At 33.3% G+C, this 16,587-nt stretch carries 14 protein-coding genes; 4 read left to right on the top strand and 10 right to left on the bottom strand.

What is annotated here, in order from left to right; all coding sequences use genetic code 11:
- Positions 1-17: 17 nt before the first annotated feature.
- From H2O64_RS17925 to H2O64_RS17895, 7 genes are all read right to left on the bottom strand, one after another.
- On the bottom strand, positions 18-1,691 hold the full coding sequence (locus H2O64_RS17925) for an alkaline phosphatase family protein (protein WP_187563594.1): 1,674 nt from the start codon (positions 1,689-1,691) through the stop codon (positions 18-20).
- Positions 1,692-2,308: 617 nt separating this feature from the next.
- Positions 2,309-3,109 carry a hypothetical protein gene (locus H2O64_RS17920; protein ID WP_187563593.1) on the bottom strand — a complete coding sequence of 267 codons (801 nt, stop codon included), beginning with the start codon at positions 3,107-3,109 and terminating at the stop codon, positions 2,309-2,311.
- A gap of 366 nt (positions 3,110-3,475) precedes the next feature.
- Positions 3,476-3,814 (bottom strand): YrhB domain-containing protein, encoded by a 339-nt coding sequence (locus tag H2O64_RS17915; RefSeq protein ID WP_187563592.1) that lies wholly within the window; start codon positions 3,812-3,814, stop codon positions 3,476-3,478.
- Between the two features lie 7 nt (positions 3,815-3,821).
- On the bottom strand, positions 3,822-4,988 hold the full coding sequence (locus H2O64_RS17910; protein ID WP_187563591.1) for a hypothetical protein: 1,167 nt from the start codon (positions 4,986-4,988) through the stop codon (positions 3,822-3,824).
- Positions 4,989-5,802: 814 nt separating this feature from the next.
- Positions 5,803-6,606 carry a tyrosinase family protein gene (locus tag H2O64_RS17905; protein WP_187563590.1) on the bottom strand — a complete coding sequence of 268 codons (804 nt, stop codon included), beginning with the start codon at positions 6,604-6,606 and terminating at the stop codon, positions 5,803-5,805.
- Positions 6,607-6,718: 112 nt separating this feature from the next.
- On the bottom strand, positions 6,719-8,455 hold the full coding sequence (locus H2O64_RS17900; RefSeq protein ID WP_187563589.1) for a sulfatase-like hydrolase/transferase: 1,737 nt from the start codon (positions 8,453-8,455) through the stop codon (positions 6,719-6,721).
- Between the two features lie 217 nt (positions 8,456-8,672).
- The gene (locus H2O64_RS17895; protein ID WP_187563588.1) at positions 8,673-9,968 is read right to left on the bottom strand and encodes a hypothetical protein; all 1,296 of its coding nucleotides are present in this window, start codon (positions 9,966-9,968) and stop codon (positions 8,673-8,675) included.
- Positions 9,969-10,416: 448 nt separating this feature from the next.
- Between H2O64_RS17895 and H2O64_RS17890 the strand changes: the two genes are divergently transcribed.
- From H2O64_RS17890 to H2O64_RS17875, 4 genes are all read left to right on the top strand, one after another.
- Entirely contained in the window at positions 10,417-10,962 is a 546-nt protein-coding gene (locus H2O64_RS17890) for a hypothetical protein (protein ID WP_187563587.1), read from the top strand.
- A gap of 212 nt (positions 10,963-11,174) precedes the next feature.
- Complete coding sequence (locus H2O64_RS17885; RefSeq protein WP_187563586.1) at positions 11,175-11,669, top strand: hypothetical protein; 495 nt, start codon at positions 11,175-11,177, stop codon at positions 11,667-11,669.
- Complete coding sequence (locus H2O64_RS17880; protein ID WP_187563585.1) at positions 11,636-12,442, top strand: sensor histidine kinase; 807 nt, start codon at positions 11,636-11,638, stop codon at positions 12,440-12,442. The genes H2O64_RS17885 and H2O64_RS17880 overlap by 34 nt, the downstream gene beginning before the upstream one ends.
- Before the next feature lie 11 nt (positions 12,443-12,453).
- Positions 12,454-13,131, top strand: a complete 678-nt coding sequence (locus H2O64_RS17875) for a response regulator transcription factor (RefSeq protein ID WP_187563584.1) — start codon at positions 12,454-12,456, stop codon at positions 13,129-13,131.
- Between the two features lie 64 nt (positions 13,132-13,195).
- Here the strand turns inward: H2O64_RS17875 and H2O64_RS17870 are convergent, their stop codons facing one another.
- From H2O64_RS17870 to H2O64_RS17860, 3 genes are all read right to left on the bottom strand, one after another.
- Positions 13,196-13,669 (bottom strand): hypothetical protein, encoded by a 474-nt coding sequence (locus H2O64_RS17870; protein WP_187563583.1) that lies wholly within the window; start codon positions 13,667-13,669, stop codon positions 13,196-13,198.
- Positions 13,670-14,025: 356 nt separating this feature from the next.
- Complete coding sequence (locus H2O64_RS17865) at positions 14,026-16,215, bottom strand: prolyl oligopeptidase family serine peptidase (protein WP_187563582.1); 2,190 nt, start codon at positions 16,213-16,215, stop codon at positions 14,026-14,028.
- Between the two features lie 71 nt (positions 16,216-16,286).
- Positions 16,287-16,478, bottom strand: a complete 192-nt coding sequence (locus H2O64_RS17860) for a hypothetical protein (RefSeq protein ID WP_187563581.1) — start codon at positions 16,476-16,478, stop codon at positions 16,287-16,289.
- Positions 16,479-16,587: the final 109 nt, after the last annotated feature.

Here is a 16,587-nt window from a genome sequence, read left to right as displayed (position 1 = left end):
TAAGAATTGAAATCAGACTATTTCTTGTCTAAAATTTCAAGAATAGGTTTTCCAGTTAATGCATTCGGACTCTGAAGATATAACAGTTGCGTTAATGTTGCTGAAATATCTGTAATATTCATACTGCGATGAATCTCTTGACTTGGAATATTTTTTCCGTACCATAACATCGGAACCTGAGTGTCATAATTGAATTGAGATCCGTGACTTGTTCCCATTCGTGCTTCTTTAATATCTACTGATTTAGGCAAATATCCTGGCTGCAGCACATATATTAAATCTCCGCTTTCTACATTGTAATGACCTCTTCTGACCATATCCATCCATTCGTCATCGCTTCCTCCAATGTATAATTCATCTTCCGTATACACACGTTTGATATGATCCCATTGTTTCACTTCATCCGATACAAAAGCAGCAACTTCACTGAGGTTTAAACCAAGTTTAGAAATCTCAGGTCTATTAAGATAAATGTTATTATTATCAATTTCACTCATCACATCCGCACCGTATTTGTAAACTAAAGTTTTGCGTAGCTCAGCCTCTGGTTCATCAGTGAAAAGATATCCTCCAGGAAGTTTATGATCAAGCATAAATTGAGGAACTGGAACTACTGCGTGATCGGCAGTAAGAAAAATGGTGAACTCATCTTCACCTACTGTTTCATTCAAATATTTAATTAATCGAGCAATCTCTAAATCGAGTCGGATGTACATATCTTGGAGCTCAACAGCGTAAGGTCCAAAATAATGTCCAACAATATCTGTAGAAGAAAAACTCATACAAAGCATATCAGTTTGATTATCTTTCCCCATTCCTTCCGACTCAATTGCTTTCATCGCTAAGTTTACTAAATGTGTATTTGCAAAAGGAGACGTTGTAAATATTAAATGCTTCGCTTCTAAGTATTCAGCTTCAGTTTTAAACTGATCTCTATCTATAATTATTTTTGTTAAATCGTATGGGAATACAGGTTTTGTGGTATTTCCTATTGGATACTCATAAGGTGAGTTATCCGGACCACTTGCTGTATATTGTTCAATTGGATAATACGTATCCCACGTTTTTTTAAGGCTTTCATCAGGATAATTCATTGCATTAAATTCTACAAGCCAGTTAGGTAGTTTCTCTTTGAAGAAAGAACTTGTTATAAAATTCCCCGTTTCATAATCGAGCCAATAAGAACCATCACTCAGATGTCCACCTGGTAGAATTGATCCTCGTTCCTTGATAGATATCGAAATCACTTTCGAAGTGGAATAGGTTAATTTTAACTGATCTGTAATTGTGTTTGCTTTCAAATTGAATGGAGAATAAATACCATTTTTCGTTGAAGAACCTATAGAATGAACCGTGGAATCTGCGACACAATTCTCAATTTCTCCTGAACTTCTCCGATACCAATCATTTGCAACAATTCCATGATTACTTGGTGTTGTACCTGTATATATTGAAGCATGCCCTGGACCCGTAAATGTTGGTACATAATTGTAATGCATATTGCGACAATTTGTGCCTTTATTCATCATCAACTTAAAACCGTCATCTCCAAACTTATCGTAAAATCGGTACAAATATTCGTAGCTCATTTGATCTACTACAATCCCAACAACTAATTTGGGAGATTCTTTCTGTTGCGCATTTAAGGAGAATACTACTCCAAAAATGATACTAAATAAAAAATGTTTCATGTTTTTTTGCATTGAATGTGTATATGTTGGTTGTTTCAAAATTGTTTGATATTTGGTAGTTAATAATAAGATACTAAAACAATTTAACAAAAATGACAATATAACTCTAAGGTTTTAAATTATTATCAAGTGAGATTTTATGTCAATACTTTTACACATTACTGGAAAAATAAAAGATAATGTTTGTTTATTAATATTTCACTTTACTGATAATCAGTAATTTTTTTAGCTGTAAAGTATTAATAATATTAAAATCAGTATTATTTAAAATACATAACGAGTTATTATAGAGTAATACTAGAAATTTTTATAAAATTGGTATTGATTTAATAAGCGCTTAAAAGGTTCGAATATTCCTCAAAAAACACATTAATTTCTTTCAAATCCTCCACCAAAAAGTTCGAACTTTGAAGGTTCGGGCTCACTAAAATTGCAAAAACATGTAATTTAAAAGATTACATGTTTTTTGTTTTTATACCCGAGCGGATAGTTTTATATAAGTTTTTTAATTTTAAATTTTTAAAAGTTAGATTTTTATGATAATGTTTCATCGAAAAAGTATCTTTCCCTGAAAGTAAAATTATGATTTTAAACATTATTATGATTAGTTTTCATCATCACGATGTAAGCTCAAACTGAGTTGAAAATTCATCAGATAAAACTCTGATTTTACGACCATCTTCACTAAAATTAATACTCCAATTTAAGGATTTGTCAATTTCTAGGGTTTTCTCACCAACTAGTTCTCCTGTATCTAAATTATAAAGCCAAATACTATTTTTATATCTGTACTCACCATCAATGGGTTTTTTTCTACCATTGAAACTAGAAACGATTGCTAATATTTTAACTTTAGGAGAAATAGTAAAATCATAATTGTCGCAATATGATTGAAAATAAGTTTTAGATCTCATTGTCTTATTGAATGTTTCAAAGACACAAAACCCGTAACGTGTTATAACAAGCAATTCGCGACCATCATCTAGTAATTTAAATACATCTGGGGATTTCCAGCTATGTTCCTCAAAATAAAAGGATTCAACAAGCTTGAACTTCCTCTTTGAAGAAAATAGAAAATTTCCTACATCAGCTATTACAGATATGTTAGTGCCTCCGCCTCCCATTGTAGCGGAAAAAGTTTGATTTGTTAACCAAAAACCAGCTCCTGCATAAACACATCCCCAAGTATAACCAATCTGTGATTCTGCACCAACAAGATATCCTATGATTCCTCCTAAGGTATCATATATTGGGTGTTTACTTCCATACCTTCCATTGTCTACTATAGGGTAACGAAGATTTCCTATTGAACTTGTGACTTCATTATACGATGTGTCAAACCAATCATCTTTCTTGATTTTCTCAGCGATTGAGAATTCAGAATCGGTTTCTTTAAAATGAACTTTAAAATCTGTCATTACTTAAATTTTATTAAAAAATTGTAAACTGGGTTCAATTTATTCCTGATGTTATGGGCACAATAATTTCTTACTAGCTAAATAAAAATACAATTCTTTCTCACAAAAATCAAGAAGCAATCAAAAGTTGGTAATATTCTAGACAAAAAGTATTTATTTTCTTCAAATCCTCCACCAAAAAGTTCGAACTTTGAAGGTTCGGGCTCACGAATAAATGAAAAGCAAGCTAAAATAAATAGCTTGCTTTTTTATTTTAGCGCATTTTTCATTTTCAAGGCGGAGCTTTCAGGAACTATAATCCAGTCGAGGGCACCACAAGAAATAAACCACATCAAATGACGTAGTTTTTTGTTTTTAGCTAGTTTTCTATTTATGACTAAACCGGTCTTCGTCAGGATACCAATAAGTGTCTAAAGCTGGTACCAAAGTTCCATTTTCATAAGCCTTGAATTGATCTTCTATTAGCCCAAAAGAGCCAAATTGCACAACTCTACCTTTTTCTTTTTCAACTAAAAATGGTCCATTTCCTCCGATTGATTTATTTAAATCACCTGTTTCAATATATAGCTTACTATTAAAAAAGTAAATATTACCATAGTCTTTTTTCGTAAAATCTGAATGCAACATTAACTTGATCGTTCCTTCATCTTCTAATCTTTTTAAATACTTTTCTGCTATTTCTAGCATTTCATTGTCTGTTAGCATAGTTTTTTTAATTTTTTACTGTTAGATATTTGAATCCATCTTTACCTACTATATTTAGGTATTCATGAGCCTTTCTACTTGATGCTGAAAATACAAAAAACTCACCTGTTTGAGGATCGCCTATATGTAGTTTCCCTTGAATTTTCTTGCCATAAAAATAATGTCCTATCGACTTTTCAGCTACTTCTCCTCTTGCTCCTTTTACTGTCTTTTTGTGCTGCATTCCATAGATCACAACTTCGTCACCGTTTTTCATTATTTGTTCTAGCCTAGGAATAGCTGATGTGTCAATCGTCTTATGTATGTCCACAAAGGAGCCATGTCCAAATTTTGGCGTAACTACATCAAAGGTTTGAAATCCAGATTTTCCTGCTTTATCTAATTTTCCGTGCCTTATAAAATCTTTCATTACCTCTACGGTATTACCGCAATTCGTTTTACTTATTTGAATAATTTCACCATCAACAACTTTGTGGTTAAAATGTGGCATAGCGTCTTCTAGATAATTTATGGCTTTTTCAGGATTCAAATGTAAGTTTAATTTTAAAAGTTTTTTATAACCTTCTTCAAACTGTTTTACTTTAACAGGGTCAGATGTAGCTATTATTGAATCTCCATAAGCTCCTCCTTTACCCTGTACTTGTTTAAGTTCATTTTTAAGTTGGATTTTTTCTTTGGGACTAAGCTTGCGTTTTTTTCCATTAGGTAAATCAATTTTTACCTCATCCAAATACTTTTTTAGATTTGGATGTTCCAAAACTTCTTTCGAGGCTTTTTTTAATCCATTACGAATAGCATTAGTCAGCTCACCTCCTAAAGACACCAATTCCAGATAAAAAAGAACTTCACTTAATGATTGCCCAAATTTAGTATCATTTAATCCACTAAGTTTTAATAAAGTGTTAATAGTTCCACTTGATATTTCTGCAAAGGCAGCAAATCCAGAAACAACTCTTTTAGCTTTATTTGCTAAAGTTAGTTTATGTCCTAATTTAGCAAGCTTACTCAAGTGTCTAAACTTAGCTAAGTTTCCAACACCTGAAAGTGTAGTAATAGCATCTATTAAATACTCTCCACCTGTTTGAATATTCTTCCAAAAAGCACTTTCTTGATTGGCCATAATAACAAAAGCAGGTAGTACTGTAAATTGTTGCCCTTCATTTTTGCTATACAAAAATTTAGGAACTTTACTATTTATGATGGCAATAGGATTAAAAATATGATAGATGTAGTCATAATACTTGTAAACTTTTTCAGTGCGAGGATATCCACCAGCTCCTGCTTCTATTTTTGTCTCCCCAGTATCTATTGCTAATAAAACATCTAAATCGGTTACATTGTTTGAAAACTTAATCGTTGCGTTGGTATGATAAAACCCTATGGTAGTATCTGATGTATATGGCAGTACTATAGGTGGAGCATCTTCTTCATTTTCATAAATAACTGGATTCTTTTTTGAATCAAAGCTAGCATACGAAGATTGACTCCAAACGCTCCAAAATAGATCGATAAACGATTTAAAATCATCTGTTTGTAATTCTTGGAATAACTTTTTAAATGGTCATTATAGTGCTATACACATTTGTTGATACAGAAATAATTTATGCTCAATTTTTGCTGCTCCTTAATATTAAAGAGATTTTCAAATAATAAAAATGGTGTGAAATTATCACAACGTAACGAGTAGCAGTAGAACGCAAAACATACAATGCAAATGCGGTCTCTATGGGAGTGAATGCTTCATCAATGCACACCAATGATGAGTAGTATATTATTTCCACAAATGGGGTTTTAATAGGCTAAGTATTTTATTTTTTCTGATCATCAGAAAGCAAAGCGTATAATTTGTAGGGCAGATTGACGTATGTTAGGAGACTGTCTCATGGTTATGAGGCAATCTTTTTTTAAACAATATTTTCCACTATGCAAACATCGGTGAAATAGCAAGTTGAAAATAATAATTCTAATGTTTAAAACAAACCCAAATCTCAATCCGCATATCGATACCCAAGATTCTTTGTGTTCAATACATCTTCAGCTTTCAATGCCGTTTCATCGTCGTCATCTTTGCTAAATGGGTTTAAACTCGCATTCAAAACAGAATCGGGCATCGTAGATTCGCCAAGATCTTTGCGCTTTGGTAGTCTTTGCCATTGATCCCAAAAACGATCTAACTGACAATGCGTAAACCAAAAAATAGGATCGTACGCTGTGCAATTAGTATTCGCAGACGAACCGCCTAAATAGATATGGCTTTTTATATCTGCTACATAAATTTTTGTACCAAAAGTTACAAAATCAATTGCCTTCATTGCTTTACGAGCTGAGTTTCGTGCTGACTTTAAAAATTTATTATTTGGCACATCATTTCTAAACGTGTATAAAGGAATGTTATATTCAGCCTTGTAAAATGGATTTGGATTTTTTGTGATTTTTTCAACACCATTTTTATCCTTTTTGGTGGTTTCATAATACTCATCTGCCAATAACGGAGGAATCCCTTCTTCTCTTGCTGTTTTGGAAGTGTAATCCCAGTAAGGCAACGTAATGACAGGTTTCGCATTAGGAATCGCCGCTTGAAGTGCTTTTTCAAAATCTGCAAAATAAGCGCGTGCCCATGGTAAAAAAAGCATATCATTTCGCATGTAATGACCGTCGTTGATGAGAATTCCGGCTTTTTCCTGATATACTCGGTTTTTATATAACTTTTCAAAAGCTTTTCGCAAATTCGATATTTCTCTTTCCGAAAGGTCATACACACTTTTCCGAACGTGAACGTCTTTTTTACTCATATTTTGGTTTTTTAAAGGTTAATAGTAATGATAAGAACGAATGCATCTTTTCAGTAAATCTTCAAGTAATTTACACAAAAAAATTAAGTAGTTTACGATCAAATTTTGAGTGCTATGCCTTTCCTCCTGAAATCTTTGGCCAAACAACCGTATCTGGCATCGTGCCTTTTTCAATCATTACTTTTGTCAATAGCTTATGCAATTCTTGACGTTTTTTCAGAACGAATCCTTTTTTAATTTTATCTTTTTTAGATCCGTTATAAAGTTTTATAACCTTCTTCAAGTCGCTATATGCTAAGTTGTATCTTTCTTCCGGATCGTTGGTCATGTCATACATTTCATATTCCATTTCCTGTCCATAATTAGGATCAAAATACACCGCATATTTCCATTTCTGATTGCCTTTCGTTTGAATAATACAACGAATACGGCAAGCGCCCATATCCTGAGGTGTGTCAGTTTCAAGATAACTATCATCAAATGTAAAATGAACATGATCTTGTACTTTTTTAGTTGGATTCTTTAAAATCCGCACCAAACTCTTCCCTTGAAATTTATAATTTTCAGTCTTAACACCCGCAATTTCAGCTATTGTTGGCATCAAGTCAATCAATCCTGCAAAAGATTCTGTCGTTTTTCCTGAAAACATCTTTCGATCGGTAAGGTGCGAAAATATCATGGGTACATTGATGGTTTGCTGATATGCATTGAACATTTTTTGACGTATCATACCGTGTGACATTGCCATATCTCCATGATCACTCACTCTAATAATTAAAGAGTTTCTTGTTTTTTTATTTTTTTTCAGTGCCTTTAAAACTTTATCTATTTCCTTATCAACCAAAGAAGTTAGGTATGCATAAAACTTCACATAGTTTGTAGCAACTTCTTCTGTTTTGATCGCGCCAAATCCTTGTAACATTTTTTGCCAAGTAGCCTGAATTTTGGGTTTTGTATCTAGTTTTTCATCCCATGTTGATGGCAATTTTACTTTAATACACTTAAAATCATCATCATATCCACCAAGTTTATACAAAGGTGGCTCTCTTGGAACTCCATAAGGATCTGTCATGGTTTCATTGCCTGGATACGACAATACATCATGAGGATTGACAAGCGAAACCACCAAAAACAAGGGTTTGTCATCTTTATAATTTTTGATGTATTCTAAAGCACTTGTTTTCAATCGTTCTGCATTTGATTCTTCAACGCTCATCCCTGGAAGTTTTTTACCATACAAAGCACTTTGACCTTCACCATCTACAAAGCGACCGTCATTATTGAAGCGTCCGCCACCAAAATTAAAAATATTAGCGTCGTCTCCAGCATCCGGATAACTCCATTCTTTCACACCATACAATTTATCTAACTGTGAAACATCTTTAGAAGTCCAATATAATTGATCGATATCTGGTTTTAGCGGCCCTTTTCCTTTCATTTTCACAAATTCCGTTGGTTTGCTAATATGCCATTTGCCTTTATACGCAACATTGTATCCTGCGCTTTCCATCATTTCAAACATATTGTCCATATTGTTTCGCAATTGCCCTTGCATTACTTGTGTATATCCTTTTGGTGGACTCTGCTTATTGAAAGGATCATCAAAGGCTAAAACTTGCGTTGCGGTGTGTGTCGCAGGAAAAGTTCCTGTAAAAAGTGTTGTCCGACTCGATGTACAGGTGCATGAATTGGTAAAAGCATTGTTGAATGCAAGTCCATTCTTTAACAACTTGTTCATTGCTGGTAAATTATTTTCTGTCCATACTTTATCCCAATTTTGTTTCCAAGTTTGCTGATCGGAAATAATAATGACAATGTTTGGCTTCTTAAGATTTTTTAATTTCCCCATGACTTTGTGTTTTATTTCTTTTAAAAATAGTTAATGATATGAATGCTAGCGGTTTTCCTCTTTCTATTTCTTATAATGATACAGTAAAACCAGAAGTTGTACTATTTAGATGTAGGTTGCCCGATTAAGACAACCTATACATCACTTTTTTTCGTATACTTTAGTAAGAATTAACCAATTTTTTAATACTTGGTGGAATCTAGTTTGTAGTATCAGTCTATCGTTCACCTTCGGAGTTGATAGGTCCTATAGTTCCTGAATGAAAATTTTCGAGACTACCTCCAAATATTTCAGGTCTATATTCACCCAACATTGGAGCTTCAACAGGATTTGCCATACATTCTTCAGGCGTTGCATAACACGGTAATCTTTCTGGACTTCCTTCCCACTCTGGATTAGGGTCACGATACCGAATTACAATAGCAGATTTTGGAGGTCCCAAAAGATATCCTTTAATGTTTCCCCAAGTGTACACTGGAGGTGTTCGCTGCTGCGGATCATCTAATTGTTCCTGTACAAAAGAAGTTGGCGCAAAGAAAACATAAGCATATCCATCATGAACATGATTGTAAAGCATGTGACTAGTTACGGTCCAAAAGTACAATACAGGATCTTGATAATTCGGATTACTAGTGCTATCTGGAGTATTTAAACTTACAGAAAGGTAACGGCATTCAAAATCTTCAAAAGTCTTTGGAGGATTATTATTTTCAATGAAAACATCGGGTAATTTTATACGTAGCACCAATACTTCTTGTGTTGGCGGGTTTTTCTCATCAGTTATCAAGTAATCTATACTACAACCAGGTGGAACTACACCTTCGAGCATTCTAGTTTCAGAACTCACTTTATCTGGTTTATACAGGTTAATTTTGTGATCGGAAGCTTGTGATTCTTTACCACTTTCTACATGTAATGTTGTTCCTTTATTGGAGTTAAAAGAAGGAAGTTCAATTTTTGATTGCTCAATTTTTGATGTAATTACTGATGGATCTGGATAGGAAAAAATACTAGGGTTTCCTTTAATATATGGATTTGGTAAAGGCGAAGAGACCATTTTTTTATCAATAATTTCGGTTTGAGATAAAAAAGTTTCGGTACTCGCATTGTAATAATACAACACTACACTAAAATAACCAGCCCATTGAAAAGTGCCAGAAACAGTTAAAGATTTTGAATTTCGATACTGAGAAGCAAATACTTTTGCTCCAAAATATTGTGCGTGCTGATCATATCCACCACCTTGTTGTCCATATTGGTAAGGTTTATATGTATATCCTCCAATATTAGTACAATTGGCAGAAAAAATATCAATCATGTTAATATCCATTTTACCATTATCCAAACGTAAAACGGGAGGTGTTACTGGTTGTTCCCATCCATCGCTTCCGCCATTGCTTCCATAAGCTTCATAAAAACGAGCAACTATAATAATTTGATCTGCATTTGTAGTATGGTCTATATCAAATGTGTGACTATAAGAGGGCATTTGCCCTTGTGCATTATCTTTCATATTCTATTCTTTAGTTTATTAATTTTTTATTTTAAATAATTATAAAACCTACTCTGTTTTTTAAGACTTTTCGGATTCCGCCTGTTGGTTCAAAATTTAATTGCAGCTACTCAATCGATAATTCTATTTTGAATCTGTACAAATGTCTACAAACTCATCATATTGTTTAAGAGTGGATTAGCCTGTTTCGAGAAATCAGGCTGAACTACTTGGTTGTATTCGCACACTTTATTTCGTGGTTGTTTCCTATGAATACCAATAGATTATGATGTAATAGCTTTCGTTTTAAGAAATGTAATCGTCGAAGTGACTTTTCATGTATATGTTACAGGTAATTTGACGGAAATAACTAGGTAATTCAACCTGTTTTGAGCGTAGAAACATTTTTATAGTAGGTTTATGTCCTATCTTCAACATGAAAAATGGATAAACCCTTAAACTAATAATTATGAAATCAACTATTAAATATGCTGTATTATTTGTAATGGCATTCACTTTGTTTTTATCATGTAATCAAGAAAAAACTGATAAAGAAAATCCAGTTACAAAAAATAAACTCACAAAAGAATCAAAGGATTGTAATAATGGAAGAGGTTACATAAAAAATCAAATATGCGAAAATGAAGCAATCGGTTATCTAGAAGATTATAAAACATATATAGATGATGTAGTCAATTATCTTGATGATCAAAAACATGGAACTCCTCTAGAAAATCGTAAAGCACTAAATTATGGTTCTGAAACATCTGCGCTAGAATTATTTGAAGTTCTTTTAGAGTTTAAGAAACACCGAGGAAATCTAACGGACGACGATAGAATATTTTTAATGAATGTTCGTAAACCAGAAACAAAATCAAAAAGTGACATGCTTGTAACCGAAGTTGTTTTAGTAATTCAACCCGCTGATGGAAGTGATAATTTTTATTTCGACTTTACACAACCTTGCCCAAATGGTTGTCCAGATTTACCTGGAATTACGTATCCTTCACTATAAGCTATTAAATACCTAATTATATAAACTTAATGGACACAGACGCTACATTATTACAGACTGTTTACTTTTATACCGTAAAAATTACATTGTTAATTCTGTGCATTAATGTAGCGTTCTGTATTTTTCATCGAAAAAAATTAAATATTCCGTTTCAACGCTTATGTTACTTTTTGATTTGGAATCTTCTTATTGAAATCCTAGCATATATAGTAATGAAATTAGGATATAATAATTTACCATTATTGCATATTTATACCTTGGGCGAATTTCTGTTGCTTTCTTATTTCTTTAAAAGTCTCCTTGAAAAACCTGTCTTTTTTAAAACAAGTTTTTGGTATTTTATCATTGGAGGAAGCTTTTTAATCATCATTAATTCCCTGTTTTTTCAAAGTATCTTTGGATTCAACACGTTTGCAAAAACCTTTGTTCAAGTTACCATTATTGGCTATGCCATCTTGTATTTTTACAATCTTGTGGAAAATCAATTGTTTTCTCTTGCTCTATCTAAAAGCTTACGACTGATCAATTCGGCGATATTGGTCTATTATTCAGGAAGTTTATTTATATTTATGTGCAGCAATGTGTATTTAGAAAACATGCAAATTTATGTCCCGTTTTGGGCTTTTAATGCCGTTTTAAATTTTCTATTTCAATTGCTTATCTTACTAGGACTATGGAAAGTATTTTTCAAGAAAACAACTTTATGACACTCATGGTCATTGGTATATTGATTATGCTAGCTTTCGCGATGGCATTCGTGCTATTTGTTAATCATTCACAAAAACGACTTCTAAAAGAGCAAATGCGCGTTCAGAAACTAGCTTATAAACATCAAGAAGAATTACTCCACGCGACCATTTTAACTCAAGAAAAAGAAAGACATCGCATCGCACGAGATTTACACGATGAAATTGGCTCAAAACTGAATGTGATTTTTTTAAATGTTTGTCGCTTGAAAAAATATGGCAAAGCAGATGAAGAAATTGGCGCAATTACCACCGAAGTAGAAACTGTTGTAAATACGACAATCAATTCCATCCGGTTTATTTCGCATGAATTATTGCCGCCAACTTTAGAAGAATTTGGCTTGATAGAAACGATCAGAGAATTACAACACAGTTACAATTTAATCGGAGATCTTCAAATAGATTTTACTGCTGAAGGTGAAAACAAGATTGATGATTCTTTAATTGAACTCAATCTTTTTAGAGTCTTGCAAGAACTCATCAATAATTCTATTCGACACGGAAAAGCAACCGAAATTGATCTTAAATTAAGTATTGAAAAAGAAGCAATTACATTTTCTTATCAAGATAATGGCATTGGTTTCGACAGTACAAATAAAGCACACAAAAAAGGGCTTGGAATGAAAAATATTGAAAGTAGATTGCGCATTATCAACGCAACATACGAAGTGAATTCGTCCTTAAAAAAGGGCATTCAGGTTGTCATTGAAATAGCGCAGCCCAACTCTAATTAAGACACTAAACCATGAAAACAATTTCTATTGCCATCGCAGACGACGAAGCATTATTCCGAAAAGGAATGAGTTTAATATTGAATGATTACGAGCATCTGAACGTAACTTTAGAGGCTGAAAACGGAGTCGATTTATTAGAAAAATTATTGCAGTGCGAAACCATACCCGATGTTTTATTACTCGATTTAAAAATGCCTGAAATGAATGGCGTTGAAGTCGCAAAAATAATACAGAAAAAATATCCGAGTTTAAAAATGATTGTGATTTCAACACATTTTAGCAGAGCTTTTATTATCAATATGATTGAATTATCTGCGGTAGCATATTTACCAAAAAACTCACAACCAGATGAGGTTGTAGAAACGATTGAAGCTGTCTATGAAAAAGGGTTTCATTACAATACCGAAGTGTTGGGAATCATTCGAGAAAATATCATCTCAAAGAAAAAACCCAAAGCATTATTTTCAACTGACCTCACCAATAGAGAAAAAGAAGTATTGCAACTTATTTGTGAGCAATATACAGCGCCAGAAATTGCCGAAAAACTATTTATTAGTGCCAGAACCGTAGACGGACATCGCAACAATTTATTATCAAAATTAGATTGTAAAAATGTCGCTGGCTTAGTCGTTTTTGTACTCCAAAATGAATTGCTCGATATTCCTTTGCTTCCTAAAAATAGGCATTAACCACTAAGAGAAAACCACGTAAAGTGAAATTGCCGAGTTTAATATTATTTTAGCGACAATTTTATTATTTAGGATCATTGCTCTCCTCTAAGTTTAGCTTGGTGAGTTCCGTAACTTTGTCATTTAGATCACCAACTAATTTCTGTACAGTAACATTCCGCATTCCATGATGTTGACCAGAATGAAGTACTTCATCATGAATTTCTATTTGCCTTTCTGTAGCTGGTCCTGCAGTTTTAATAGCTTGTATTCGCCGAATTGCAGTTTTTATGCTTCGCTTGAATCGTCTTCGCTTTTTCATACTATCTGCATGTTTATGTAAGACTGGCGCTCCGCTCCCTCTACGAACTAATTGTACTATAGATGTTTTTTGCACATCTAAATTGTCATTAGCCGTTTCTTGCATTTTGAGTTGCACAGCAGTTTTTTGACGATTGTCTGTAAAGTGGAAAGCTTGTGATTTGTCTTTCTTTTGGGCAACTGCATTTGCAGCAGCTTCAGTTTTATTTTTATTAGCTTTGTCTACGTGAGTGTTCATGATTGCTAGAGATTTCTTATGAAATATAATTAATTTTACTCTAGTAACGAACGAAGTGTCACACAAAAACACAACCTGTCTACGAATTGTATACGCTTGATTATGAATCTATTTAGATAGTTCTAAAAAACATCAAGACAAAATCTATTTAAAGTCAAATTTCCTTTGTAAAAAAAATAAAAAAATCTACTAAAATTATAAAAGCAAAAAGCCAGACAAATTTGCCTGGCTTTTCAATTGGATTGAGTTAGCAAAAATATGCGTATTGTCACAACAAGTGAAAACAGCAATTTTTATTGTATTGGATTGCTTCTAGGTTAGCTGAATGCAATACCAGTTTAATTTTTCTTTTTCAATTATTTTATGTTAAAAGCTTCCGCATTTAAGGTGAAATATTTGTGTCCTGTTTGCCAAAAAGCAAACGATAGAATATCTTGAAGCTCGGTTTTTCGTTTTTCTGAACTTGCATCAAAACCATGTCCGCTGTTAAAATCAACATTAAATAATATCGGTTTATCGGAAGCTGTTGCTTTTCGCATTCGCGCGATAAATTTCCCAGGTTGCCACGCCGGAACTCTGCTATCATTCATACCAGCCGTGAATAGTAATGCAGGATATTTTTCACCATTTTTTATATGATGATACGCATCCATTTCTAGCAAGTATTGAAATTCGGAAGCATCTTTTACGGTTCCATATTCTTTGATTCCGTTGAGTCCACTTGGTGTATTTTCAGAACGTAAGGTGTTTAGCTTCCCAACTCTTACAATGGCAGCCGCATATAAATCGGGGCGTTCTGTAATTGCGCGACCAATCAAAATTCCACCGGCACTTGAACTCCACGCTGCAATTTTACTAGAATTTGTATACTTTTCATGTATTAAATATTCTGTACACGCAATAAAATCTTTCCAAGTATTTGGTTTTGTTTTTTTAAAACCTGCTTTGTACCAAGTATCTCCTTTTTCTCCGCCGCCACGAACATGTGTTACTGCATAAATTCCGCCTTTTTTAACCCATTCCATCATCATGCTGCTCATTTCGGGAGTTAACGTGAAACCATACGTTCCGTAACCGTGCATTAATACATGATTGTTGCTGTTTTTCTGAGTTTTAACACGGTATATTAATGACATCGGAATAAGTGTTCCATCATGCGAAGGCACTTCTATTTCTTCTACCACAATATCGTCGTAGTTTGCTTGGGTTTGTTTTGGATATATATTTTCTTCTATAAATACTTTTTCTGTTGGATGGTACTTATAGCGTACTTCACTTGTGGTCCAACCACTAATTTCTATCCATAAATCATCATGATTCGCATCTTTTGCAATTAAATAGATCGCGCCCGCAGGTTTTGGAATTGGAATTTCCTCTATAACACCCGATTGTAAACTGTATAGTTTTGAAGACACTCCATTTTTGGTTTTTACGAAAAAGAGTCCTTGCTTGGTAATGATAAAGTCTGAAATGGTGGCATTTGGATCTTCTTCCACTAAAACCTCAGCGTTTCTAACGTCTGGATTTTTGAGTGATGTTTTACATATTTTAAAGTTTGATGCATCTTTTGCAGTCACAAAATACAGATCATCTTTATCGACAAAGAAATACGGAATTTTATCTTCTTGCGTAAATAATGGCTTCCAGTGTATTTTTTTATCATATAAGTTATCATATTCCGTATAGTAATATTCGTAGTAAGCGCTTGCGCCAGAGATGTTACTGAATAAATAGTTGTCATGTTGATTCTGAACTATTACTTCTGGAAAATCACCAACATTCATCGCTATTTCTGGATTGTTCTTTTTAGAAAAGTAAACGTTTCGTTTCTTCGGGTCGCTTCCTAATGTGTATAAAACCGTTTCTATATTTTGTAAATATTCATCTGAATCACTATTTGCGATTGGAATGTATTCGTAGAAAAACCCGCTATCATCCGACAACCATCGAACGCCGCCCAAAGCTGCTGCCCAAGTATTGTAGAGTGTTTGCGGATATTTTTTTTTGGTTTTTAGATCTAAAATGATCATTTCAGATATTTCTTCATCGTCTTTAGATAGACTGATCACTATTTTTGTATTATTCCAACTTGGATTAAAATAGTTGATGTAGTAATTGTTTTTTGATTGATTTTTGTAGGTTTCAGGATCAAAAACTAAGGTTTCTTCTCCTTTTGTTTGATGGATGCAATACAGTTTTGTAGCTTCTTCAGCAGGATCTTTTTTTAAGTAATAATAATAATTGTCATTTGTAATGGTGAGCTCTGTGATGACTGCGGAAGTATTATTTGTATTTGCTTGTAAAGATTCGCGTCCAGATATGTGTTTCAATATATTTTGCGCGTATGCTGCTTCACTTTTGTACCAATTGAGAATTTTGGCATCTTTCATGTTTTCAAGCGGCCTGAATGTATCTACAATCGTTGTTCCGTGATATACTTCGGAAGTGTTACTTTCTAGATACGTTGGGACTATTCTCTGAAATTGATTTTCTGTCGAACAGCTTAAAAAGACGATACATAAAATACACAGCACTTTTTTGCTCATAGTTATTGGGGATTAATAGAGTGCACAAGTCGTGGTAAGAGACTTGCACACTTTTAGCACTCTAAAAAAATCTAAAGAATTTCGATCTCATCTCGTACATGTAGTTGTATGTGTACTTGTATTTGCGATCTAGTGTCTCCTGTTTTTGAGTTGGGACGTTTTGTTCCGCGTCCGCCTCCTATAATCTTTTCTAGCTTCGTTACTTTTGCTATTTTTACTTTTGATAACAGCAATTTGTTTAGGGATTTGGTCTTGTTTCTCATTCTTCTTTGTTTTAATGTTATACTAAATGTATGAGATTATTACTATCAAATCCAAATGAAGTTATGTACTATTTATAAATTTTAAGTGATTAATTTTAATTTAATTAAC

The sequence above is a fragment of the Kordia aestuariivivens genome, from assembly GCF_014397005.1.
GTDB classification, from domain to species: Bacteria; Bacteroidota; Bacteroidia; order Flavobacteriales; family Flavobacteriaceae; genus Kordia; species Kordia aestuariivivens.
The sequence above is the reverse complement of the archived record's forward strand: the minus strand, read 5'-3'. Positions and strand labels throughout refer to the sequence as shown.

Bases quoted from the DNA above. Each gene is read 5' to 3' on its own strand.
- H2O64_RS17905 (WP_187563590.1), bottom strand. From the start codon at position 6,606: ATGAGTAAAAAAGACGTTCACGTTCGGAAAAGTGTGTATGACCTTTCG.
- H2O64_RS17900 (WP_187563589.1), bottom strand. From the start codon at position 8,455: ATGGGGAAATTAAAAAATCTTAAGAAGCCAAACATTGTCATTATTATT.
- H2O64_RS17865 (WP_187563582.1), bottom strand. From the start codon at position 16,215: ATGAGCAAAAAAGTGCTGTGTATTTTATGTATCGTCTTTTTAAGCTGT.
- H2O64_RS17870 (WP_187563583.1), bottom strand. From the start codon at position 13,669: ATGAACACTCACGTAGACAAAGCTAATAAAAATAAAACTGAAGCTGCT.
- H2O64_RS17925 (WP_187563594.1), bottom strand. From the start codon at position 1,691: ATGAAACATTTTTTATTTAGTATCATTTTTGGAGTAGTATTCTCCTTA.
- H2O64_RS17885 (WP_187563586.1), top strand. From the start codon at position 11,175: ATGAAATTAGGATATAATAATTTACCATTATTGCATATTTATACCTTG.
- H2O64_RS17890 (WP_187563587.1), top strand. From the start codon at position 10,417: ATGAAATCAACTATTAAATATGCTGTATTATTTGTAATGGCATTCACT.
- H2O64_RS17880 (WP_187563585.1), top strand. From the start codon at position 11,636: ATGGAAAGTATTTTTCAAGAAAACAACTTTATGACACTCATGGTCATT.
- H2O64_RS17920 (WP_187563593.1), bottom strand. From the start codon at position 3,109: ATGACAGATTTTAAAGTTCATTTTAAAGAAACCGATTCTGAATTCTCA.
- H2O64_RS17895 (WP_187563588.1), bottom strand. From the start codon at position 9,968: ATGAAAGATAATGCACAAGGGCAAATGCCCTCTTATAGTCACACATTT.
- H2O64_RS17860 (WP_187563581.1), bottom strand. From the start codon at position 16,478: ATGAGAAACAAGACCAAATCCCTAAACAAATTGCTGTTATCAAAAGTA.
- H2O64_RS17875 (WP_187563584.1), top strand. From the start codon at position 12,454: ATGAAAACAATTTCTATTGCCATCGCAGACGACGAAGCATTATTCCGA.
- H2O64_RS17915 (WP_187563592.1), bottom strand. From the start codon at position 3,814: ATGCTAACAGACAATGAAATGCTAGAAATAGCAGAAAAGTATTTAAAA.